The organism is Prescottella sp. D32 (assembly GCF_037287305.1).
GTDB classification, from domain to species: domain Bacteria; phylum Actinomycetota; class Actinomycetes; order Mycobacteriales; family Mycobacteriaceae; genus Prescottella; species Prescottella equi.
In genome coordinates, this window is record NZ_JARBSW010000003.1 from 452,542 (window position 1) to 474,553 (window position 22,012).

General features: G+C 69.3%; 23 protein-coding genes. 11 read left to right on the plus strand and 12 right to left on the minus strand.

From position 1 onward, the window contains the following. Positions 1-7 precede the first annotated feature (7 nt). Positions 8-2,059, plus strand: a complete 2,052-nt coding sequence (locus tag PSS76_RS16800; protein ID WP_337456371.1) for a TPM domain-containing protein — start codon at positions 8-10, stop codon at positions 2,057-2,059. Positions 2,060-2,141: 82 nt separating this feature from the next. On the opposite strand, the gene PSS76_RS16805 is transcribed toward PSS76_RS16800, so the two are convergent. Next, positions 2,142-3,533: a glycine--tRNA ligase gene (locus PSS76_RS16805; protein WP_337456372.1), complete on the minus strand. Its 1,392-nt coding sequence runs from the start codon at positions 3,531-3,533 to the stop codon at positions 2,142-2,144. A 198-nt stretch (positions 3,534-3,731) separates the two neighbouring features. Here PSS76_RS16805 and PSS76_RS16810 point away from each other — a divergent pair, with 198 nt between their 5' ends. The 7 genes from PSS76_RS16810 to PSS76_RS16840 all read left to right on the plus strand — a co-directional run bounded on the left by PSS76_RS16810 (position 3,732) and on the right by PSS76_RS16840 (position 9,004). Then, positions 3,732-4,097, plus strand: a complete 366-nt coding sequence (locus PSS76_RS16810; protein WP_037085107.1) for an ArsR/SmtB family transcription factor — start codon at positions 3,732-3,734, stop codon at positions 4,095-4,097. Further along, the gene (locus tag PSS76_RS16815; RefSeq protein ID WP_084961486.1) at positions 4,094-4,540 is read left to right on the plus strand and encodes a Fur family transcriptional regulator; all 447 of its coding nucleotides are present in this window, start codon (positions 4,094-4,096) and stop codon (positions 4,538-4,540) included. Before PSS76_RS16810 ends, PSS76_RS16815 begins: the two co-directional genes overlap by 4 nt. A 224-nt stretch (positions 4,541-4,764) precedes the next feature. Next, the gene (locus PSS76_RS16820) at positions 4,765-5,328 is read left to right on the plus strand and encodes an alternate-type signal peptide domain-containing protein (protein WP_081186701.1); all 564 of its coding nucleotides are present in this window, start codon (positions 4,765-4,767) and stop codon (positions 5,326-5,328) included. Between the two features lie 30 nt (positions 5,329-5,358). Continuing rightward, positions 5,359-5,919 (plus strand): hypothetical protein, encoded by a 561-nt coding sequence (locus PSS76_RS16825; RefSeq protein WP_084847291.1) that lies wholly within the window; start codon positions 5,359-5,361, stop codon positions 5,917-5,919. After that, positions 5,916-6,464 (plus strand): signal peptidase I, encoded by a 549-nt coding sequence (locus PSS76_RS16830; protein ID WP_005512345.1) that lies wholly within the window; start codon positions 5,916-5,918, stop codon positions 6,462-6,464. Before PSS76_RS16825 ends, PSS76_RS16830 begins: the two co-directional genes overlap by 4 nt. A gap of 3 nt (positions 6,465-6,467) precedes the next feature. Beyond that, the gene (locus tag PSS76_RS16835) at positions 6,468-7,079 is read left to right on the plus strand and encodes a TasA family protein (RefSeq protein WP_005512344.1); all 612 of its coding nucleotides are present in this window, start codon (positions 6,468-6,470) and stop codon (positions 7,077-7,079) included. Beyond that, the gene (locus PSS76_RS16840) at positions 7,076-9,004 is read left to right on the plus strand and encodes a hypothetical protein (protein ID WP_337456373.1); all 1,929 of its coding nucleotides are present in this window, start codon (positions 7,076-7,078) and stop codon (positions 9,002-9,004) included. Before PSS76_RS16835 ends, PSS76_RS16840 begins: the two co-directional genes overlap by 4 nt. A gap of 123 nt (positions 9,005-9,127) precedes the next feature. Here the strand turns inward: PSS76_RS16840 and PSS76_RS16845 are convergent, their stop codons facing one another. Genes PSS76_RS16845 through recO form a run of 3 tightly spaced genes read right to left on the minus strand, consistent with a single transcriptional unit; the run spans position 9,128 to position 11,110 of the window. Then, the gene (locus tag PSS76_RS16845; RefSeq protein ID WP_106851553.1) at positions 9,128-9,529 is read right to left on the minus strand and encodes a YbjN domain-containing protein; all 402 of its coding nucleotides are present in this window, start codon (positions 9,527-9,529) and stop codon (positions 9,128-9,130) included. After that, positions 9,526-10,338: an isoprenyl transferase gene (locus PSS76_RS16850; RefSeq protein WP_337456374.1), complete on the minus strand. Its 813-nt coding sequence runs from the start codon at positions 10,336-10,338 to the stop codon at positions 9,526-9,528. The genes PSS76_RS16845 and PSS76_RS16850 overlap by 4 nt, the downstream gene beginning before the upstream one ends. Next, positions 10,295-11,110: a DNA repair protein RecO gene (recO, locus tag PSS76_RS16855; RefSeq protein ID WP_080559314.1), complete on the minus strand. Its 816-nt coding sequence runs from the start codon at positions 11,108-11,110 to the stop codon at positions 10,295-10,297. Before recO ends, PSS76_RS16850 begins: the two co-directional genes overlap by 44 nt. A gap of 123 nt (positions 11,111-11,233) precedes the next feature. On the opposite strand from recO, the gene PSS76_RS16860 reads away from it, so the two are divergent. Next, a complete protein-coding gene (locus PSS76_RS16860; RefSeq protein WP_081181927.1) occupies positions 11,234-12,661 on the plus strand; it encodes an amidase in 1,428 nt (475 codons plus the stop codon). 3 nt (positions 12,662-12,664) lie between these two features. Then, positions 12,665-13,234 carry a TetR/AcrR family transcriptional regulator gene (locus PSS76_RS16865; protein WP_081181931.1) on the plus strand — a complete coding sequence of 190 codons (570 nt, stop codon included), beginning with the start codon at positions 12,665-12,667 and terminating at the stop codon, positions 13,232-13,234. Between the two features lie 33 nt (positions 13,235-13,267). Here PSS76_RS16865 and PSS76_RS16870 read toward each other — a convergent pair whose 3' ends face one another. The 6 genes from PSS76_RS16870 to PSS76_RS16895 form a co-directional block, all read right to left on the minus strand. Next, positions 13,268-13,798, minus strand: a complete 531-nt coding sequence (locus PSS76_RS16870; RefSeq protein WP_064059048.1) for a DUF6790 family protein — start codon at positions 13,796-13,798, stop codon at positions 13,268-13,270. A 155-nt stretch (positions 13,799-13,953) separates the two neighbouring features. Continuing rightward, positions 13,954-14,871, minus strand: coding sequence for a GTPase Era (gene era, locus PSS76_RS16875; RefSeq protein WP_064059049.1), 918 nt, complete (start codon positions 14,869-14,871; stop codon positions 13,954-13,956). 1 nt (position 14,872) lies between these two features. Beyond that, positions 14,873-16,195: a hemolysin family protein gene (locus PSS76_RS16880; protein ID WP_005512334.1), complete on the minus strand. Its 1,323-nt coding sequence runs from the start codon at positions 16,193-16,195 to the stop codon at positions 14,873-14,875. Between the two features lie 24 nt (positions 16,196-16,219). After that, on the minus strand, positions 16,220-16,762 hold the full coding sequence (gene ybeY / locus PSS76_RS16885) for an rRNA maturation RNase YbeY (protein ID WP_005512333.1): 543 nt from the start codon (positions 16,760-16,762) through the stop codon (positions 16,220-16,222). A gap of 58 nt (positions 16,763-16,820) precedes the next feature. Continuing rightward, on the minus strand, positions 16,821-17,912 hold the full coding sequence (locus tag PSS76_RS16890) for a PhoH family protein (protein ID WP_005512332.1): 1,092 nt from the start codon (positions 17,910-17,912) through the stop codon (positions 16,821-16,823). A 97-nt stretch (positions 17,913-18,009) separates the two neighbouring features. Further along, positions 18,010-18,666, minus strand: a complete 657-nt coding sequence (locus PSS76_RS16895) for a TetR/AcrR family transcriptional regulator (RefSeq protein WP_005512331.1) — start codon at positions 18,664-18,666, stop codon at positions 18,010-18,012. Positions 18,667-18,801: 135 nt separating this feature from the next. On the opposite strand from PSS76_RS16895, the gene PSS76_RS16900 reads away from it, so the two are divergent. Further along, entirely contained in the window at positions 18,802-20,412 is a 1,611-nt protein-coding gene (locus PSS76_RS16900) for an MFS transporter (protein ID WP_013416468.1), read from the plus strand. Here the strand turns inward: PSS76_RS16900 and PSS76_RS16905 are convergent. Next, positions 20,403-21,158 (minus strand): alpha/beta hydrolase family protein, encoded by a 756-nt coding sequence (locus tag PSS76_RS16905; RefSeq protein ID WP_069856533.1) that lies wholly within the window; start codon positions 21,156-21,158, stop codon positions 20,403-20,405. The two genes, PSS76_RS16900 and PSS76_RS16905, sit on opposite strands and share 10 nt — an antisense overlap. A gap of 92 nt (positions 21,159-21,250) precedes the next feature. Further along, positions 21,251-22,012, minus strand: coding sequence for a 16S rRNA (uracil(1498)-N(3))-methyltransferase (locus PSS76_RS16910; protein ID WP_005512326.1), 762 nt, complete (start codon positions 22,010-22,012; stop codon positions 21,251-21,253).

Here is a 22,012-nt window from a genome sequence, read left to right on the forward strand (position 1 = left end):
TCGTCACATGGCCCAGGCTCTGTCGCGTCCCCTCCCCCGCCTCCGTGTCGCCCGACGGCCCGCCGCCGTCGTCGGGGCGCTGTTCGTCCTACTCGCTCTCGTGTTCGCACCCGCGACCGCGACGGCCGAGGCGCCGCTGCGGCTGCCGGACCACATCACCGATACCGCCGGGGTCCTCGACGCCGGGCAGCGGGCAGACGTCCAGAACGCCCTCGACACGCTGTACGACGAACACAAGGTCAGTCTCTGGGTGGTCTACACCGCGGACTTCGACGGCCTGTCGCGTGAGGCATGGGGCCAGCAGACGGCGAAGCTGAGCGCTCTCGGAAACCGGGACGCGCTCCTCGCGGTCGCGACGAACGCCGGCGACTACGACTTCGACGTCCCCCAGGCACTCTCGGAGGTCACCGACTCCGAGCTCGAATCGATTCGTCAGGACTTGGTGCAACCCGCTCTGCGCGAGGACGATTGGGCCGGTGCCGCGATCGCCGCGGCGGGCGGGCTGGGGGACGCGATGACCGCGACCAACACGTCGTTGAAGGTCCTCGGCGTCGGTATCGGCGTGGTCGTCGTGGCCGGTGCCGGCGTGTACCTGTACTCGCGCAAGAAGCGAGGTGACCGACTGGAGTCGTCGATCGCGCAGGCACGGCAGGTCGATCCGACCGACGCCGCCGCGCTGTCGGCGCTGCCGATCCCGGCGCTCGACGCGCTCGCGAAGGACGAACTGGTGGAGATGGACAACGCCATTCGCACCAGCGAGGAGGAACTGAACCTGGCCGTCGGCGAGTTCGGGGCGGACGCGACCGCGCCGTTCACCGCCGCGTACGACCGGGCCAAGGCGACGCTCGCGTCGGCGTTCGCGATCCGTCAGCGCCTCGACGACGACATCCCCGAGACGCCCGAGCAGCAGCGGCAGATGCTGGTCGAACTCATCACGACCTGCGAGCGCGCCGACCGCGAGCTCAATGCCCGTGTCACCGAATTCGATGCGATGCGCGACCTGCTGCTCGACGCCCCCGCCCGACTCGACGCCCTCACCCAGGCCGTGGTGGCCCTCACCGTCCGCATCCCCGAGGCCGAGGCCACGCTCGCCGCACTCGGCGGTCAGTTCCCGGCGTCGGTGCTGGCGACCGTGCACGACAACCCGGCCATGGCACGCGAACGGATCACCTTCGCGGAGCAGAACATCGAGGCCGGCCGTAAGGCCGCGACGCTTCCGGCGGGCAAGCAGGGCCCGGCAGTCGTCGCGATCCGCGCCGCCGAGGGCGCGCTCGACCAGGCTCGCCAACTGCTCGACGCGGTCGATCGCGCCGACACCGACATCCGGCACGCCATCGCGACCCTGCCCGCAGCGATGGCCGACGTGCAGGAGGGCATCGACGCCGCCGGACCGCTCGCGGAAAAGGGCGGACCGGAGCTCGCGGAGGCGAAGGCCGCCGCGGAGGCGGCGTTGCAGAATGCGCAGTCCGCCAAGGACACCGACCCGCTCGGCAGTTTCACCAAGGTGGTGGAGGCCGATGCCCGCCTGGACGCCGTCCTGGCCCAGGCACAGGAGGCGAACCGGCAGGCCGAGCGGGCACGCGCGCGTCTCGATCAGGACCTGACGGCGGCGAAGTCCCAGGTGTCGGCGGCCGCCGACTTCATCTCCACCCGGCGCGGCGCCGTCGGCGCGGAGGCCCGCACCCGCCTGTCGGAAGCGCAGCGGCACCTCGAGGCGGCGCAGCAACTCGCCGAGTCGGACCCGTCGAAGGCGTTGCAGCATGCACAGTCCGCCACCCAGCTGGCGTCGCGGGCACTGTGGGCCGCGCAGGCCGACGTCAACCGCTACCAGGACAACCAGCGTCCGCCGAGCGGCGGCGTGACCGGCAGCGGCGGCAACGCCGCCGGCGCGATCCTGGGCGGCATCCTCATCGACAGCATGCTGCGCGGCGGATTCGGCGGCCGCGGCGGCAACTGGGGCGGACGGGGGGGCGGCGGCTGGGGTGGGCCGGGCCCCGGCTCCTTCGGCGGCCCGAGCAGCTCGGACCGCATCGGCCGGGGCGGCGGCGGCCGCTTCTAGACCCGAAACCTCCGGCTCCGGAAACGCCGAATGTCACATGCGTCCAGTCGAACTGAACGCATGTGACATTCGGTCGGGGAAACTAGGAGCCGATCAGGCGCTGGGCGAGGTAGCCCTCCACCTGGTCGAGGGAGACGCGCTCCTGCGCCATGGTGTCGCGCTCACGGATCGTCACGGCCTGGTCTTCGAGAGTGTCGAAATCGACCGTGATGCAGAACGGGGTGCCGATCTCGTCCTGGCGGCGGTAGCGGCGGCCGATGGCACCGGCGTCGTCGAACTCGATGTTCCAGTGCTGGCGCAGCGTGGTCGCCAGGTCCTTCGCCTTGGGCGAGAGGTCGGCGTTGCGGCTGAGCGGCAGCACCGCGGCCTTGACCGGTGCGAGACGACGGTCCAGCTTGAGCACGGTGCGCTTGTCGACGCCGCCCTTGGCGTTGGGCGCTTCGTCCTCGGTGTACGCGTCGACCAGAAAGGCCATCAGCGAGCGGGTCAGGCCGGCCGCGGGCTCGATGACGTACGGCGTGTAGCGGTCACCGGACGTCTGGTCGAAGTAGCTCAGGTCGGTGCCCGACGCCTTGGCGTGCGTCGCGAGGTCGTAGTCGGTGCGGTTGGCGACGCCCTCGAGCTCCCCCCACTCGCTGCCCTGGAACTGGAAGCGGTACTCGATGTCGACGGTGCGCTTCGAGTAGTGCGACAGCTTCTCCTGCGCGTGCTCGTACAGGCGCAGGTTGTCCTTGTTGATGCCGAGGCCGGTGTACCAGTCCATGCGGTAGTCGATCCAGTACTGGTGCCACTCTTCGTCCTCGCCGGGCTTGACGAAGAACTCCATCTCCATCTGCTCGAACTCGCGGGTGCGGAAGATGAAGTTGCCCGGCGTGATCTCGTTGCGGAAGCTCTTGCCGATCTGGCCGATGCCGAACGGCGGCTTCTTGCGCGACGTGGTCAGCACGTTCGCGAAGTTCACGAAGATGCCCTGCGCGGTCTCGGGGCGCAGGTAGTGCAGGCCGGTCTCGCTGTCGACCGGGCCGAGGTAGGTCTTGAGCAGACCCGAGAACGCCTTGGGCTCGGTCCACTGCCCCTTGGTGCCGCAGTCCGGGCAGACGATCTCGGTCATCGCCACGGCGTCGGGATCGTCGAGCTTGTGCTTCTCCGCGTACGCCTCCTGCAGGTGGTCCTGGCGGTGGCGCTTGTGGCAGTTGAGGCACTCGACGAGGGGGTCGGTGAACACCTCGACGTGGCCCGACGCCTCCCACACCTGGCGGGGCAGGATCACCGACGAGTCGAGGCCGACGACGTCCTCGCGGCTGGTGACCATGTTCCGCCACCACTGCTTCTTGATGTTCTCCTTCAGTTCCACGCCGAGCGGACCGTAGTCCCAGGCCGACTTGGTACCGCCGTAGATCTCACCGCATGGGTAGACGAGGCCACGGCGCTTGGCGAGGTTGGCGACGGTATCGATCTTGGACTTGGGTGCCACTTGGCTGCTCTCCATCTGGGTAATAGATGCGTGGTTCACGTGCGGATTTCGCCCGTCCAGCCTATCGGTAGCGACGGAGGCGTCCCACGTGCCCGGTTGACATGCATATTCATGCATATCAAAATGGAATTGATTTGCAATAAGGTGGCATGTCCGGGCCCGATCGGTGCCCGTCCGATCGCATGGGAGGAGGCGCACGTGAGTGTCGCCGACGCGGGCCACCTGCACCCCGGAACCGCCGATCACGGCGCCTGCTCCGAGACGGCCCCGGCACCGCTGCCGCCCAAGGAGACGCTCACCGCCGCCGGTGAGATCCTGCGGGCCCTCGCCGCGCCGGTCCGTATCGCGATCGTGCTGCAGCTACGGGAGTCGCAGCGCTGCGTCCACGAACTCGTCGCCGCACTCGGGGTCACCCAGCCACTGATCAGCCAGCACTTACGCGTACTCAAAGCCGCCGGCGTCGTGCACGGCGAGCGCAACGGACGTGAAGTGATGTACCGGCTCGTCGACGACCACCTCGCCCACATCGTCGTCGACGCCGTCGCCCACGCGGAGGAAGCATGACCGATAACGTGACCGACCCGACCGATCAGCGCGAGCGGGCCGGCCGGGCCGTGGTCGGCGTGCGCTCGACCAAGCAGCGCAGCGCCATCTCCGCGCTACTCGACGACATCACCGAGTTCCGTTCGGCCCAGGAACTGCACGACGAACTGCGCCGACGCGGCCAGGGCATCGGGCTCACCACCGTGTACCGAACGCTGCAGACCCTCGCGGAGGCCGGCACCGTCGACGTGCTCCGCACCGACACCGGCGAGTCCGTGTACCGACGCTGCTCCTCCGGGCACCACCACCATCTCGTCTGCCGCGCCTGCGGATTCACCGTGGAGGTCGACGGGCCCGCCGTCGAACAGTGGTCGCAGACCATCGCCGACACCAACGGCTTCACCGACGTCAGCCACACGGTCGAGATCTTCGGTACCTGTCGGGACTGCGCGCAAGCTCGCTGACCGCGGCACTCCGCCGACCGACCGAACCTTCACGGCGCGGCCCTCCGACACGTCGATCGGTGTAGCCCCTCACCTCGTGGCCACCTCGAGGTACTCGCACTGCGCTGAGCGCTGTCGAATCCGATTCGACGAAAGCGTGCATACCAAACAACTGGTTTGGGTACGTAGTCCACAACAGCGCTCGATCGCCAATCGTCGGGGCGGAGCGCGGAGGGGAGGACACCATGAATCGGAAAGCAAAGGCCGCGTTGGCCGCCGGAGCCGCTGCCATACTGCTGCTGGGTGGTGCCGGAACGTTCGCCTTCTGGCAGGACCAGACAGAATCGGGCGGCGGCACGATCACCTCGGGCACGCTGGCACTCAGTGAGTGCACCCCTACGTCGGGCTCGGGCTGGCGCGACGTCACCGGTGGCCGGTCCGTCGCTGTCGACCTACCGGATTTCCGGATCGTTCCGGGCGACACACTCGAGTACTCGTGCACCAGCACGGTCACGGCCAGCGGCACGAATCTGTCGGCGACGCTGGCCGCCGACACCTCCGAAATGTTCTCCGAAATCAGCGATCCGGCGCTGCAGGCGCAGCTGATCGACACATCTCTGACCGCCACCACGAACAGCGGAGCCGTGCTACCCGATGCGCAGGTGACCGACCAGAACGACGGGGAAACCCTCACCATCGCAGCCCGACTCACCTTCGACCCGGAAACCTCGGGCACGATTGCCCAGGGCACCAGCGTCACCCTGAACAACGTGCTGATCACGCTCACACAGAACTTGAACCCCGCGTAGTAACCAGTCGAATCGCAGTGGGGGTGAAGAGTGCGCAGCTTCAGGTGGCTCGCCGCCGCCAGTGCGGCGGTGGCGATCGTGGCGTTCGGGGCAGCCGAGCAGACGGGTGCGCTCTGGCGCGGTGAGACGCGGATCGACGGCGGCATCATCCGGTCCGGCACGCTCGCGTTACGGGTCGGTGGTGCGGCTCTACCGACGCAGGTTCAGAACTACCAGTTCACCAGTTTCGGGGGCACCGACCTTGGGCCGGGATCGGTGGTGCAGCGCGCCTTGACCGTTCGTAATGCCGGTGACGTCGATCTGCAGTATCGATTGCAGTCGGCACGGCAGAGCTCGGCGTCGCTACCGCTCACACTCGGGGTGTGGACGGTGGCGAGCGAGAGCGGTTGTCCCGCATCGTCACCGCCCGTCGGTGCCTCGCTCTACGAGGGGCCGCTCCCCTCCGCCCAGGCGCCACCCGCGCCGCAGTGGGCGCCGGTACTGCGACCGCAGGAGACGATGGTCTGGTGCCTGCGCGCCACGGTGGGTGCGGACGCCTCACCCAACGTGTCCACCGCGGTGTCCTTCGATTTCGCAGCGAGCTCGGTATGAGCGCGTCGGCGTCGGTCGACACCGACGAAAGTCGCACCCGGTGGCTGCGGAGCGTCCTCGGGTGGGTAGTCGCGCTGGCAATGTTCGCGCTGCTGGCGGCCACCGTCCTGGTCCCGGCCGTGGCGGGAGCGGAGCGGTTCACGGTCCTCACCGGATCGATGCGCCCGACGTATCCGCCCGGCACACTTGTGATCGTGCGGCCCTCCGAGGTCGACGGACTGGCCGTCGGAACTCCGATCACCTATCAACTGGAATCGGGTCGACCCGATGTCGTGACGCACCGCATCATATCGGTGCGCCACAATCCGAAAGGCGAGGTCTCGTTCCGCACCCAGGGCGACGCCAACGACAGCCCGGACCCGAAACCGGTACGGACCGAACAGATCCGCGGACAGGTCTGGTACAGCATCCCGTATCTCGGCTACGTCAACAACTGGCTCTCCGGGCAGAAGCGCGCCGTCACCGTTGCGGGCGCCATCGTCGTGCTCGTCGCCTACGCCCTGTTCAATCTCGTCCGAGACATCCAAGTCCGCCGGAAGGGGTGACCGGTGCGCCTCTTCCCCGCTCCGCGCAGGCACCGGATCGGCATCCGGGTGCGCGCACTGCTCTGTCTCGGCGGGCTTCTCGGGATCGGTGCGGTGGGCACCCTGGCCGCGTGGAGCGACAAGGCGACAGCCACGTCCGGCACGTTCGCCACCGGCACGATCAACCTTCAACTCGACAACACGAAGACCCTGGCGTTGAACACACTCGCCGCGCTCAACCTGCTGCCGGGTGAGAGCGTCGCGGCCGCCGTGACCGTGCAGAACAGGGGCACTCTGCCGCTCACCTACACGATGGCGGCGACCACCCCCACAGGGAGCTCGGAGGTCGCCGCGCACGTTGTGGTGGCCGCGTACTCCGGCGGTGCGGCGACCAACGGCGCCACCAACGGTTTACGCGCCGGTTCCTGCAGCGGCACCAAGATCGCGGAGTCCGCGCTCACGGCCGGCGGTTCCGCGCCGATGGTGTCCACGCCACGCCCCGTCGCCGCGCGCACCGGCACGGAAGCGCTGTGCGTGACCGTCCGGCTGGCGCCGTCCGCACCGGTGAGTGTGCAGAACCAAATGCTCAACACAGTGCGCCTGGTGTTCACGGCCGCCGCCGGGAGGCAATCATGAGACGGGTGATCCGCATAGCGCTGTGGGTGGGCGCGGTAGTCGGCAGCCTCTGCATCGTCGCCGCGGTGGCGGCGCTGGCGTTCGGGATCAAGCCACTGATCTTCCGCTCCGGCTCCATGGAACCCGAGATCGGCACCGGTGCACTCGCCTTCTCGCGCACCGTGGCGGCCTCCGATCTCCACCCGGGCGACATAGCGTGCGTCGAAGACCAGGCCGGGCAGCGGATCACGCACCGCGTGGTGGCGGTGGACGCGGTTGCGGGCGACACAGCCACGTTGCGGCTGAAGGGAGATGCGAACGCAGACGAGGACGTGCAGCGGTATCACGTGGAGACCGCGGGAAGGGTCTTCCTCCACGTCGAGAAACTCGGATATGCGGTGGTGTGGTTGTCGAGCCCGCCGGCCGTGTTCGCCGGTGGGATCCTGGTGGGCCTGCTGGTCGCAGTGGCCGTCAAACCCGACTGGCTCGATCACCGCCGGGGGGCTCGGGATGAACGGGGCAGCAGCCCGGCGCTCACGGCGGGAGCCGTGCTCGCGGCGGCGACGCTGACGCTCACCGGAGTGGTGCGGGTGCCGACCACCGCCGCGGCCTATGCCGACACCGCAACGGCGGTCACCGGCGGATTCGGAACGAAGGCGGCCTTCGTGCCTCGTATTGCGGCGACGAGCGGTACCAACACCTATGTCACCTGCAGCGACAAGAGCGTCTCCGGGCCGGACCCCGTCACCCTGTCGTGGTCGCATCTGGGCGCCCCGTACCGGTACCGGATCATTCTGCGGGACCTGGACGGGATGATCTGGCGCACATGGGACGTCACCCCCGCGAGCGGCAAGACCGGTGATCCGGTGTCGTTCACCATCGACGGCGCCGGCATGCCCTCACGCGCCGCGATCTGGCAGTACAACGCCGAGATCCATACGATGCTGCCCGGCCCGCCCGTCTCCTCGGGCGCCGTCTCCACCGACTGGCGCGGAATCGGCGTCTCACAGCACCTCCAACTGGGCAACGAGGACCTGTTCTGCAGCAACCGCGGCGAGCAGTCCGGCTCGCCGGCTTACGTTCCGCCCCCGGCGTCGGTGACGTGTGTGTCCCAACCGGCCGGGGCGCAGCCGGCACGCGCGGTCCTGTCATGGCCGCACCTGGGACCGCCGTACACGTACACCGTCTCGGTACGTAACGAGAACAACCGCAACATCGTGCTCAGGCGGACGGTGACCTCGGTTCCCGCACAGCCCGGTCAACTGGTCAACACCACCGTCTCCGGTTCGGACCTGGATTCCGGGACACTCTCCGGCACCGCTGCGGTCGCGGAGATCCGGACCCTGAGCGGCTCCGCGGAATCCGCGGGGTTCGTGACGCAGCGGCTCACCGTGAGCAGGACTGCGACCGCCTGCGCCGCCGCGGCTCTCACCAGATCGGCACCCGACGCGACGACCGGGACCTCGGCCCCCGATACGACGCCCCCGAGCACTTCACAGATACGCCCGACACGGACCTCGGACGCCGAACCGACAATCGGTACGTCACAGTCTCCGGCGTCTTCGACCACGACGCCCCCTGTTCCCGCGACTCCCCCATCGGAGCCGGAGTCGACCCCGCCGCCCACCGAACCGACAGCCGAAACCACCGTGCCCCCGATGCCTTCCACCACCGAACAGGTCGGTGCCACAACCACGTCGGACAGCGGACGGCAAGCTCGGCTCGTGCACGACGACCGGTGGTGGGTCCAGGTCGTCGACGGTTCCGGCGTCGAGGTCACACGTGTCTCGGCGGAGCCGGACACCCGGATGCACTGGTTGAGGGGAACCGACCAGCTGTGGCTCTCGTCGGCCGCCGGCCCGGTCTACCTGGACGGCACCACGAGTTGGAAACCGACGCAGCCGCAGAGTCCGGTCCCCGCAGAGATCGAGGAGGCGTTCACGTGACCGGCCGGCCGTGCGGCGCGAGTAGGGGGACTTTCGGTGGGGAACAACTGCGCGGCGATCGCCGCATTCGCCGTCTCCGCAACGACGGACCCTGGCCGAGATCGGCACTCGGCCGCGGAACCCTTACGCCAGCAGTCCCCCACGCGCGTCCTCGATGCCCGACAGCACGAGCAGCAGCATCGTCGCGAGTGGTGCATCGGTCAGGCCCGTGGCTGGGAAGGTGTAGCGCAGCACGACGTCCGCCAGATTCCCGCGCGTGATCATGCTGATCGATCCGAACTGCGCCTGCGCGTTACGCTCGGCGACCCGCTCGAGCAGCGCCGCGGTGTACGTCCGGTCCCACGCCAGCACCCCGGTCAGCGACAGTACGTCCAAGCCGTCGGCGAGAGTGACGGCGCGCAGCGAGCACAACGCGCCGCCGTACTCGAACCGCAGGGAACCGTCGTCGGATTCGACGGCGACGAAACCCGCGAGCGCCGCCCGCGCCCGCTCCTGCAACGCCTCGGCCGCGTCGGGGGCGCTCACTGGTACTTCACTCCCCCGAAGCGACGATCGCGGGACGCATACTCGACGCACGCAGCCCAGAGGTCGCGGCGGTCGAAGTCCGGAAACAGCTTCTCCTGGAACACCAGTTCCGCGTACGCCGCCTGCCAGATCAGGAAGTTCGACGTCCGCTGCTCGCCGGACGGTCGCAGGAACAGGTCGACGTCGGGCATGTCCGGCTCGTCGAGATACTTCGCGAACGTGGCCTCCGAGATCTTCTCGGGATCGATCTCCCCCGCCGCGGCGCGACGGGCGATCTCCCGGGCCGCGTCGGCGATCTCGGCGCGGCCACCGTAGTTGACGCACATGGTCAGCGTCATCACGGTGTTGTCCTTGGTGAGTTCCTCGGCGATCTCGAGTTCCTTGATGACGCTGCGCCACAGCCGAGGTCGGCGCCCCGCCCACCGCACCCGCACACCCATCTCGTGCATCTCGTCGCGGCGGCGCCGGATGACGTCCCGGTTGAAGCCCATGAGGAACTTGACCTCCTCGGGACTGCGCTTCCAGTTCTCGGTCGAGAACGCGTACGCGGACAGCCACTTCACGCCGATCTCGATGCATCCGGCGACTGTGTCCATCAGGACGTCCTCGCCGCGCTCGTGTCCCGCGGTGCGTGGCAGCCCGCGATCCTGCGCCCACCTGCCGTTGCCGTCCATGACGAGCGCCACGTGGTTGGGGATCAACTCGGGCTGCAGGATGGGTGCGCGGGCACCCGAGGGGTGCGGGAACGGCGGGCGGATCTCCCGATCAGGCTGAGCTCGAGGTTCGCGTCGTCGAATCACGCTCCCCATCCTGCCTGACCGCATCATCGTCCCCGACCGCCGCATGGGGTCGGTGACGTTCGATCAGCGGAAGGGTGCGCAACTGCCGTTCGAGGTGCCATTGCAGGTGCGCGGCGATCAGTCCGCTGGCCTGGCTGCGCATCGCCGGCGTCGCGAGCTCGGTGTCCTTCCACTGCCCGTGCGCCAGGGCGTCCATGAGATCGAGCACACCGGGCGACGGCGTGGCCGCACCGGGCGGTCGACAGTGCACACAGACGGCGCCACCGGCGGCGACATGGAACGCACGGTGCGGACCGGGCGCCGCACACCGCGCGCAGTCGGTGAGCGCCGGCGCCCAGCCCGCGTAGCCCATCGCCCGCAGCAGGTAGGCGTCGAGGATCAGTTCGACGGGCCGTGTCCGGTCGCCCACCGCCCGCAGCGCTCCGACGGTGAGGCTGTGCAGCCGCGGGACCGGCGCCTTCTCCTCACCGGCCAGCCGCTCCGCGGTCTCGAGGATCGCGCACGCGGTGGTGTAGCGGCCGTAGTCGTCGACGATGTCGGCGCCGAACGCGTCGACGGTGCTCACCTGGGTGACGATGTCGAGGTTGCGCCCGGGATGCAACTGCACGTCGATGTGCGCGAACGGCTCGAGCCGGGCCCCGAACTTGGACTTGGTGCGGCGCACGCCCTTGGCGACCGCGCGGACCAGTCCGTGCTGCCGGGTCAGCAGGGTCACGATGCGGTCGGCCTCGCCCAACTTGTGCTGGCGCAGCACCACCGCATAGTCCCGGTACAACCTCACGTGCCCAGTCTCCCACGCGGCACCGACGCTCACCCACAGGCGCGTCCGCCGAAACCACCCCGCAGAAAACTGCAACGCGTTACTGTTCGTTCGAACGAACGGAAGTGGCGTGAAGGGGCGACAGTGAGCACGGAACTGCGAGAACAGTGCGTCGAGCAGCACGCGCCCGGCCTCGAAGACCAGGTCACGGCCCTGGCTACGGGCCGCGGCACATCCGTCGCCGCGGTGACCGCCGCGCTCGACCGGATCGACGCCGGTCAGACAACGCTCAACGCCTTCCGGGTCGTCCGCCGCACTGCTGCCCTCGCGGAAGCGGCCGAGGCCGACCGCCGCCTGGCCGCCGGGGAACGCCTGCCGCTGCTGGGTGTCCCGATCGCCGTCAAGGACGACGTGGACGTCACGGGTGAGCCCACTGCGTTCGGATGCCCGGGCGACTTCCCGGCCAAGACCGCCGACTCCGAGGTGGTACGACGACTGCGTGCGGCCGGTGCGGTGATCGCCGGCAAGACCAACAGCCCAGAACTGGGCCAGTGGCCGTTCACCGGCGGCGCGTTCGGTCACACCCGCAATCCGTGGGCCCGCGACCACACGCCGGGTGGGTCTTCCGGCGGCAGCGCGGCTGCGGTCGCGGCCGGCATGGTGCCCGCGGCCATCGGATCCGACGGTGCCGGTTCCGTCCGCATTCCGGCGGCGTGGACCCACCTCGTCGGCATCAAACCGCAGCGAGGCCGCATCTCGACGTGGCCCGAGCCCGAATCGTTCCACGGCATCACCGTCAACGGCCCGCTCGCCCGCACCGTCGCCGACGCCGCCCTGCTGTTCGACGTCGTCGCCGGCAACCACGACGGCGACCTGCACAAGCCACCGCCGGTCACGGTGCGCGACGCGGTCGGTCGCGATCCCGGCCGGCTGCGGATCGCGCTGTCGCTTCGCATCCCGTTCACCGCCACCCCCACCGCGTTGCACCCGGAGATCCGGACCGCAGTGGGCCGCACCGCGCACACTCTGCGCCGGCTCGGCCACGACGTCGTCGTCGACGACCCCGAGTACGGCATCCTGTTGGGCCTCAACTTTCTTCCGCGCTCCCTGGCCGGCATCGAGGTATGGCTCGACCGCCTTCCCGATCGCAGCCTGGTGGATCCGCGCACCCGCGCCAACGGGCGCACCGGGCGCCTGCTCTCCGGGTGGCCGTTGCGCGCCGCGCGGGCCGCCGAACCGCGGATGCGGCGGCGGATCGGCGCGATCTTCGACGACTACGACGTGGTCCTGGCGCCCACCACCGCCACGCCCCCGCCGCGCGTCGACGCGATGGACGGCATCGGCGGTGTCGCTACCGACAAGGTGATCACCGCGGCATGTCCGTACACGTGGCCGTGGAACATCCTCGGCTGGCCCAGTGTCAACGTCCCCGCAGGCTTCACCACCGACGGGCTGCCGATCGGGGTGCAACTGATGGGCCACGACAACACCGAACCCCTGTTGGTTTCCCTTGCCGCGCAACTCGAAACCGTCGGCCGCTGGCACGAGCACCGGCCCGCTCGGTGGTGGTGACGGATGGGGGCGACGGCGGTGCGCGACCGCATTCTCGCGGCCGCGCTGCACATCGTCGGCACCGAAGGCGTGCCGGCGCTGACGAACCGGCGCATCGCAGCCGAGGCGGGCGTGGCGCTGGGCTCGATCACCTATCACTTCGCGACGCAGTCGGAGTTGCTGCACGCCGCTCTGACAGGTTTCGTGGCCGAGGAGACCGCGCGGCTGCGTGAGATCGCGGAAAGCTACCGCGACAACGGGATCAGCCTCGAGGACGCCGCGGCCGTCACCGAACAGGTTGCGCACGATCTCGGGTTCGCCGCCGAGCGGATCGCACCGTTCGAGCTCTACATCCAGGCCGGCCGCGACCCGGCGCTGCAAGCGGCCGCGACCGCATGCTTCGCGGCCTACGACGAGCTGACCGTGACGATCCTGACCGCGCTCGGCATCCCGGACCCGCAGTCACTCGCCGCCACACTGGTGGCAGTCATCGCGGGCCTGCAGTTGCGCCGCCTCGCCACCGGCGACGGCGGACAGGAGATCTCGGTGGCGGTGCTCCAACTGATCCGGGGCGCCTTCCTCCCGGCGCCGTGACGCGGGATCACTCGCCGACGGGGCCGAGGAGCCTCACCTCGCCCCGAGACGGTCGGTACCCCGCCACAGTTGCGGATGACGTGGACCCACATGTCGCGACAGCACGAGGAAGACGACGGCGATCAGGGGCAGCAGGAAGTCCGTGGGGAGCGCCCACACGTTCATCGGTTCGGTGTTGTCGTGCGCGACCCACTGCATGATGTGGCCGATTCCGTCGCCCCAGAACGAGACGAGCAGGACGAACACGGCCGCACTCATCCAGCCGCCCCGGTTGGCCTTCCACGCGCACGCGACGCCGGCAGCGCCGATCGCGATGTCCGCCCAGCCGACCTCCCACTGGAACATCGACTGCGTGTAGCCGATGCCGTCGGCGATCTCGTCCGACGTCGGCCCGATGTGGCCGATTCCGCCGACCACGGTCCACACGCCGCCGCCGACGACCGCCCACAGCGCGACCAGCCCGCACATCCGTCTCGGGGTGCGCCGCTCCGGATGCCGGTCGAGCGCGATGTGCACCGCGGCGCCGAGGACCAGCACACCCCACTGAATCAGGAAGAACCCCATGACATCACCTTCTCGATCTGAGAGGCCTGTGCAGGTCGACGGTTCGATCGTCGCACGCGCCGGGGCACCGCCGGGCCGAAAACAGTCGTGCCGAAAACAGTCGTGTCGCTCCCCCGACCGGGAGAGCGGCACGACGAGAACCAAAGCGACGGACGCTAGAAGCCGAGGCGCCCCAACTGCTTCGGGTCGCGCTGCCAGTCCTTCGCGACCTTGACGTGCAGTTCCAGGAAGATCTTGACGCCGAGCAGCTTCTCGATCTGCTTGCGGGCCGCAGTGCCGACTTCCCGCAGCCGGGCCCCACCCTTACCGATCACGATGCCCTTCTGGCTGGGCCGCTCGACGTACAGCAGTGCGTGGACGTCGAGAAGTTCGCCCTGCTTCTCGGTGCGCCCTTCACGCTCGCGCACCTCCTCGATGACGACGGCCAGCGAGTGCGGCAATTCGTCGCCGAGACCCTCGAGCGCCGCTTCCCGGATCAGCTCGGCCATGAGCGTTTCCTCGGGCTCGTCGGTGAGCTCGCCGTCGGGGTAGAACGCCGGACCGGGCTCCATCAGACCGGCAAGGACCTTCACCAGTAGTTCGACCTGCTCGCCGGAGACCGCCGACACCGGGATCACCTCGGCTTCGGGGCCGAGAAGCTTGGAGAGCGCCATCAGCTGCGCGGCGACACCGTCCTTGCCGACCTTGTCGATCTTGGTGACGATGCCGACCAGCTTGGTCTTGGGTGCCATCTGACGGACCTGCTCGAGGATCCACCGGTCGCCGGGGCCGATCTTCTCGTCCGCCGGGATGCACAGGCAGATGACGTCGACCTCGGAGTAGGTGTCGCGCACCAGGTCGTTGAGGCGCTGACCGAGCAGCGTGCGCGGCCGGTGCAGGCCGGGGGTGTCGACCAGAATCAACTGGGCGAAGTCGCGGTGCACGATGCCGCGGATGGTGTGGCGTGTCGTCTGCGGGCGCGACGACGTGATCGCGATCTTCTCGCCGACCAGCGCGTTCGTCAGCGTCGACTTGCCCGTATTGGGTCGGCCCACGAAACAAACGAAGCCGGAACGGAATTCGTTGTCGGTCATATCACTCCTGGTTCACGTTTCCGTCTTCGTCCATCTGGCCGGTGTCGCGGTGTTCGTCCGGTATCCGTTCGACGTGCACGGTGCTGATCCGCACCCGACCCCGCACGTCCGCGCCGCCCTCACCGCGCATCCGCAGCCCGGCCGTCTCGATCTGCGAGCCGGGCAGCGGTACCCGGCCCAGTTCGTAGCCGAGCAACCCGCCCACGGTTTCGACCTCGTCGCCGGGGATCTCCACGTCGAACAGTTCACCGAGATCCTCGACCGGCAGCCGGGCCGAGACCCGGTACGTGCCGTCACCGAGATCCTCGATCGGCGGAGTCTCGTCGGTGTCGTACTCGTCGGCGATCTCACCGACGATCTCCTCGATCACGTCCTCGATCGTCACCAGCCCGGCGATGCCGCCGTATTCGTCGACCAGCACGGCCATGTGGTTGCGGTCGCGCTGCATCTCGGCGAGCAGGCTGTCGAGCGGTTTCGAATCGGGCACGAACACCGCCGGGCGCATCACCTGCGCCACCTTCACACTGCGGCCGCCGTCGGACGAATAGTACGTCTGCTGCACCAGGTCCTTGAGATACACGACGCCGAGGACGTCGTCGACGTTCTCGCCGATCACCGGGATCCGGGAGTGGCCGCTGCGGACCGCGAGCGTCGTCGCCTGCCCGGCCGTCTTGTCGGCCTCGATCCACACCATCTCGGTGCGCGGCACCATCACCTCGCGTGCCGAGGTGTCGCCGAGTTCGAACACCGACTGGATCATCCGGCGTTCCTCGTCGGCGACGACGCCGCGCTCCTGCGCCAGGTCCACCAGCTCGCGCAACTCGATCTCCGACGCGAACGGGCCGGCCCGGAATCCCCGGCCCGGGGTGAGTGCGTTACCCACCAGGATCAGCAGCCGGCTCACCGGGCTGAGCAGCGTGCCGAGCGCACCGAGCGGAACCGCCGCCGCCAACGCCAACGGGTAGGCGTGCTGCCGGCCCAGGGTGCGTGGCCCCACACCGATCGCCACGTAGTCGACGAGGACCATCGCCACGATGGTCACCGCCATACCCCACATGGGGCCGAGCAGGTCGATCAGCGCCCCCGCAAGCAGGACCGCGGCCGCGATCTCGCACAGGATCCGCAGCAGCACCATGAGGTTGACGTACCGCGGACGGTCCGAGACGATCCGGACCAGCCGCATCGCTCCCGGCCGTTCGTCCTTCGCCATCTCCTCGACGCGCGCCGGTGACAGCGTGTTCAGCGCCGCGTCGAGCGCCGCGAAGAGACCGCCGAGCGGCACCAGCACGACAGCGACGAGCACCAGGACGACTGCGTCGTTCACGTGTCGATCACCGTCCGCCGAGCGTCACTGCTCGGTGCCGTCGAAGAAACCGGCCTTGCCGAGCAGCTGCTGATCACGCGCCGCGAGTTGCGCCTCGCGCTCGGCACGTCGCAGGTCCTCGTACCAGTCGGCCAGCAACTGGTTCTGCAGGCCGAACATCTCCTTCTCCTCCTCCGGCTCGGCATGGTCGTATCCGAGGAGGTGCAGGACGCCGTGCACGGTGAGCAGCGCCAGTTCGTGATCGAGCGAGTGCCCGGCCTTCTCGGCCTGCTCGAGCGCGAACGACGGGCACAGCACGATGTCGCCGAGCATCGACGGGCCGGGTTCCGGGGCGTCCGGCCGTCCACCGGGCTCGAGTTCGTCCATCGGGAAGGACATGACGTCGGTGGGACCGGGCAGATCCATCCACCGCATGTGGAGGTCGGCCATCGTCGACGAATCCACGAGCACCATCGACAGCTCCGCCGCGGGATGCACGTCCATGCGCGCGATCACGAACCGGGCGACGCTGATCAAATCCTCGTCGGAGACTTCCATCCCCGATTCGTTGGAGATCTCGATACTCATCTACGTCGTTCCTTCGTCGGCCGCGGGCATGCGGGAGCCGTTGTTCGCGGAGACAACCCTACCGCCGGTGCGAGCGCGGCTGGACCGCCCGCCGCTGTGCCCGATTGCCCAGCGGGAGATCCCCGTTCCGGGTCGACTCGAACCGGTCGTAGGCATCGACGATGTCGGAGACCAACCGGTGCCGGACCACGTCGGAGCTGTCGAGTACCGCGAAGTGGATGCCGTCGATGTCACCCAGGATCTCGGTGGCCGCCCGCAGCCCCGACCGTGCCCCACCGGGCAGATCGACCTGGGTGATGTCGCCGGTCACGACGATCTTGGACCCGAAGCCGAGCCGGGTGAGGAACATCTTCATCTGTTCGGCGGTGGTGTTCTGCGCCTCGTCGAGAATGATGAACGCGTCGTTGAGGGTGCGACCCCGCATGTACGCCAGCGGCGCGACCTCGATGACGCCGGCCTGCATCAGCTTCGGGATCGCCTCGGGATCCATCATGTCGTGCAGCGCATCGTGCAGCGGACGCAGGTACGGGTCGATCTTCTCGTGCAGCGTGCCTGGCAGGAAGCCCAGCCGCTCACCGGCCTCGACCGCGGGACGCGTCAGGATGATCCGCGTCACCTGCTTGGTCTGCAGCGCCTGCACCGCCTTGGCCATCGCCAGATACGTCTTACCGGTACCGGCGGGCCCGACACCGAACACGATGGTGTTCTCGTCGATCGCGTCGACGTAGCGCTTCTGATTGAGCGTCTTGGGCCGGATCGTCTTGCCCCGACGGGACAGGATGTCCAGGCTCAGCACGTCGGCCGGAGAATCCGACAGCCCCTGCGTGAGCATGCCGTGGGTGCGCCGTACCACGTCCGGGGAGATCGGCTGATTGCGACGCACGAGGGACGTCAACTGCTCGAGCACCCGCTCCGCGAGCGCGACGTCCGCAGGCGTTCCGGTGAGCGTGACGGCGTTCCCCCGCACATGGATATCGGCGTCGAGCACCTGCTCGAGAGCGGTCAGATTCTCGTCGGAGGACCCGAGCAAGGGCGGGACCACCTCGGGCGGAAGTTCCATGCTCGAGCGCACATTGCGCTGAGCCGGCTGTGCGGGATCCTGCGGGGTGTCGCGCAAACGCGACCTGCCGTTCTCGACTTGTTCACTCACGTGCGCGCTATGGCCTTCTTCCAGGTCCGATGGGTCGACGACCGGGTCGTCGCGTGTGCCCAAAGTCTAGCGCCAGCCGCCGACAGCGCCCACCGAGTTACCCGCCGGCCTCCTCACCGGGTGCGTCGGCGTCCGCGAGCCAGTCCGCCGCCTCCGAGACGACGGCGACGGCGTCGTCCGGCGGCAGCCCCAGCAACACCAGCCCAGCGGTGGCGAACGTCTCACCCCGGTCGGAGATCGCACCCCGGTTCGCGTGCTCGAGGAGCGTGAGCGTCATGCCCTCGTACATCGCGACCAGGAGCTCGGCGGACAGGTACGACGAGAACATCCCCTCGCGCTGTCCACGCTCGACATTGCCCACCGAGATCGTGCGCAGCGGTTCGAGGAGGTCGTGGATGCGCTCCTCCCCGAGCTCGCGCCGGGCGAACGACAGCAGCACCCGGAACCGGTCCCCGATCGGCCAGGTCCGCAGCGCCAGCACCGCGACCGCCAGGTCGGCCCGCTCCGGTGCGGGCGGCCCGGACGCCAGGCTCGAACAGATCGCCCCGGACGCCTCGGCCACCAGACCCTCGATCAGGGCTTCCCGGTTGGGGAAGTGCGAGTACACCGTGCGGCGAACGACGCCGGCCGCCTTCGCCACGTCGTCCATGCTCGCGTCCGGATCCGCCGCGAACGCGGAGATCGCCGCCTCCAGGATGCGGGCGCGATTGGCGCGCGCCTGGGAACGGACCGGCACCGGAGACTGGGAACTCACCGAACCATCCTCCCCCGAAGGCGCCGTGTGATGTGCACCACCGCGGCATTGCACACCGGTGTGCAACTAACTAACTTGCACATCAATGTGCAACATCGCCGGCGTGCTCGCGCCGGGGCGGGAGGGAATTCGAGGATGACGATCACACTGTCTCGGCTGCCGGGAGTCGCCGGCACTCCGGTCGAACGGATGGATCAGCCGTACCCACGCCGCTGGGCCGCCCTCGGGGTGCTGTGCCTGAGCCTGCTCATCGTCGTCATGGCGAACACCGCGCTCATCGTCGCCGCGCCGGACATGACCCGCGACCTGCAGCTGACGAGCTCGGATCTCCAGTGGGTCATCGACGGTTACACCGTCCCCTACGCCGCACTGATGCTGCTGTTCGGCGTCATCGGTGACAAGTACAGCCGACGCGGGGCCCTCTTCGCCGGCCTGCTCGTCTTCGGCGGTGGCGCGGTGTTCGGAAGCCTCGCCGACAGCACCACGTCGGTGATCGCGGCCCGGATGGTCATGGGCGTCGGCGCCGCGATCATCATGCCCGCGACGCTCTCCCTCCTGGTCGCGACGTTCCCTGCCGCCGAGCGCGCCCGCGCCATCGCCGCGTGGGCGGCCACGTCCGGTCTCGCCATCGCCCTGGGACCGCTGCTGGCGGGGTGGTTGCTCGAGACCCGCTCGTGGCACTCCACCTTCCTCATCAACGTCCCGATCGCGGCTCTCGCGATCGTCGCCGCGCTGGTTCTGGTGCCGCCGTCGAAGGCCCACGGACTGGGTCGCATCGACTGGATCGGCGGATTGCTGTCGGTCGTGACGATCGGCTGCCTCGTCTTCGCGATCATCGACGGGTTCCACTTCGGCTGGGGTGCATCGGCACTCATCGCGTCGGCGATCTCGGTGGTCGGCCTGATGCTGTTCCTCGCGTGGGAACTGCGGCACCCGCAGCCACTGCTGAACGTGCGCAAGCTCGGCGAGCGGGCCGTGGGCGGCGCGTCACTGGCGGTGATGCTCGTGTTCCTGACGGCGTTCGGCGCGATGTTCTTCGTCGCCCAGCAATTCCAGTTCGTGCTCGGCTTCGGCCCCCTCGACACCGGTGTCCGGCTCCTGCCGCTGGCCGCCGCCGTCTCCGTCGGTGCCGCGGCCAGCGCCCGGCTGACGCCGCGCATCGGCGCCCGGGCCGTCGTCGCCGGCGGCATGCTCGTCGCGGCGGCGGGCGTCCTGCTGCTCGTCCGCGTCGACGGCGCCTCGACGTACCTCGACTTCGTCCCCACCCTGGTGCTCCTGGGCATCGGTGTGGGCCTGGCGGTTTCACCCGCGACCGACGCCATCATGGGGAGCTTCCCGGACAAGGACCTGGGCGCCGCCGGCGGACTCAACGACACCGCGATCGAGCTCGGCGGGTCGCTCGGCATCGCGATCCTCGGCTCGGTGCTCGCCTCCGCCTACAAGGATGGGATCGCCGGCTTCCTGGCGGCGCTACCGGTTCCGAAACTCACCGGGGCGCAGGCAGATCTGGTCGCCCAGGGGTTGCAGGCGTCGGGCGAATCGGTGGGCGGCGCAGCGATCGTCGCCGAGGAACTGGCGAAGAACCCGTTCGGCGCCGCCCAGGCACAGCCACTCATGGACGCCGCGACGGTCGCGTTCGCCGACGCGATCTCCCGGGCGAGCCTCGTCGGCGGTCTCGCCCTCGCGGTCGGCGCGGTGGTGGTCGCCGCGATCCTGCCGAGCCGAACCGCCCCGGGTCAGGACTGAGTGCCCAGCAGGACCTCGCGGGAGAGCTTCCAGCTCCGCGTGTTCGGGTCGAGGAAGGCGAAATGATCCTCGCCCTCGACCAGCGTCAGCTCCACGGGGTCGCCGGCGGCGCGGGCGGCGTCGGCGTACCGGGACGCGATCTTCGCCGGCACCTGGGCGTCCTCGGTGCCGTGGAGGACGACGACGGGAACCCCGATCGGCACGCGATGTTGCGGTGACGCCGACCGGTAGAGCTCGGGATCGACGTCGAACGGCACCCCGAACAGGTCCTCGATGTAGCTGATCCGGCGGCCGCGCTCGGCGGCCGACGCCAGATCCAGCGCACCGGCCTGCGACACGAACAGCTCCGGCCGGACCGCCGTATCACGTTGCCCGGCAAGCCACACCGCGAGCTGACCGCCCGCCGAGTGACCGACTACGCGCACGCGGTCCAGATCCAACGGCACGGGCGACGCTTCGGCGACCGGTCCGGCGATCGCGTCCAGCGCGGCCACGACGTCGGCCGACATTTCGGGCCACCGTCCGCCCGCGCCGATCCGGCGGTACTCGATGTTCCACACCGCGACGCCGCTGCGGGCCAGTTCCACCGCGAACGAGGTCCCGAGATTGAGGTGGTACTGCCCGCTCCAGTAGCCGCCGTGGATCACCATGACGACCGGCACCGGACCGTCCCCCGCGCCCTCGGGCGCGTAGAAGTGACCGAACTGCTGCGGTTCGGGTCCGTACTCGATGCGCGTCCGGGGCATGGATCTCACTCCTGTGTCGTGGGCGGCTGCGCCACCCGTGCGCCTTTTCGGTAGCGGGAGGTACCAAAAAGGCGCACGGGCACGAAGTGCCTTCAGTCGATGGGCGCGGACGACCAGCGGTCGGTGAGCACACCGATCGCCCCGAGCGCCACCGCGGCCGCCGTCGAGGTGCGGAGCACCGTCGGCCCGAGCAGGACGGCGGTGGCTCCCGCACCGGTGAGGGCGGCGATCTCGTCGTCGGACAGTCCCCCTTCGGGGCCGACCACCAGCATCACCTCGGGCGCGTCCCGCAGCGGCAGCGACGCGAACGGCGACTTCGCCGACTCGTGCAGCACTGCCACGACGCCACCGCGTCCGACGACCTCCCGCACCCGCTCCAGTACCTGCTGCGTGTGGTGCAGGTCGGCGACCTCGGGCACGAACGAGCGCCGGGCCTGCTTCGCCGCCGCGATCGCCGCGTTGCGCCAGCGGGTGACGCCCTTGTGGATCTTGGCGCCCTCCCAGCGGGCGACGCAGCGCGACGACTGCCACGGCACGACGACGTCGATCCCCGCCTCGGTGGCAAGTTCGACGGCCAGTTCGGAGCGTTCGGCCTTCGGTAGCGCCTGCACCAGGGTCACCTGCGGCGTGGGCGGCTGCTGGTCGAGTCGGGCTGTCACCTCGAGGTCGAGGCGGTCCTTCCCGGCGGCGGTGACGACGGCGTCGGCGAGACCGCCGCGACCGTCCGCGAGCAGTAGACGCTCACCCGGCTTGATGCGCCGCACTGTCGCGGCGTGCCGGCCCTCCGGCCCGTCGAGCACTGCGGGACGGCCGACGTCGGGCAGGGGGTCGAGATAGAAGACGGTCGCAGCCAT

Coding starts and splice junctions, on each gene's coding strand:
- PSS76_RS16815 (WP_084961486.1), top strand. CDS start 4,094: ATGACCGATAACGTGACCGACCCGACCGATCAGCGCGAGCGGGCCGGC.
- PSS76_RS16830 (WP_005512345.1), top strand. CDS start 5,916: ATGAGCGCGTCGGCGTCGGTCGACACCGACGAAAGTCGCACCCGGTGG.
- PSS76_RS16900 (WP_013416468.1), top strand. CDS start 18,802: ATGACGATCACACTGTCTCGGCTGCCGGGAGTCGCCGGCACTCCGGTC.
- PSS76_RS16820 (WP_081186701.1), top strand. CDS start 4,765: ATGAATCGGAAAGCAAAGGCCGCGTTGGCCGCCGGAGCCGCTGCCATA.
- PSS76_RS16865 (WP_081181931.1), top strand. CDS start 12,665: ATGGGGGCGACGGCGGTGCGCGACCGCATTCTCGCGGCCGCGCTGCAC.
- PSS76_RS16840 (WP_337456373.1), top strand. CDS start 7,076: ATGAGACGGGTGATCCGCATAGCGCTGTGGGTGGGCGCGGTAGTCGGC.
- PSS76_RS16905 (WP_069856533.1), bottom strand. CDS start 21,158: ATGCCCCGGACGCGCATCGAGTACGGACCCGAACCGCAGCAGTTCGGT.
- PSS76_RS16910 (WP_005512326.1), bottom strand. CDS start 22,012: ATGGCTGCGACCGTCTTCTATCTCGACCCCCTGCCCGACGTCGGCCGT.
- era (WP_064059049.1), bottom strand. CDS start 14,871: ATGACCGACAACGAATTCCGTTCCGGCTTCGTTTGTTTCGTGGGCCGA.
- ybeY (WP_005512333.1), bottom strand. CDS start 16,762: ATGAGTATCGAGATCTCCAACGAATCGGGGATGGAAGTCTCCGACGAG.
- PSS76_RS16870 (WP_064059048.1), bottom strand. CDS start 13,798: ATGGGGTTCTTCCTGATTCAGTGGGGTGTGCTGGTCCTCGGCGCCGCG.
- PSS76_RS16800 (WP_337456371.1), top strand. CDS start 8: ATGGCCCAGGCTCTGTCGCGTCCCCTCCCCCGCCTCCGTGTCGCCCGA.
- PSS76_RS16850 (WP_337456374.1), bottom strand. CDS start 10,338: ATGGGGAGCGTGATTCGACGACGCGAACCTCGAGCTCAGCCTGATCGG.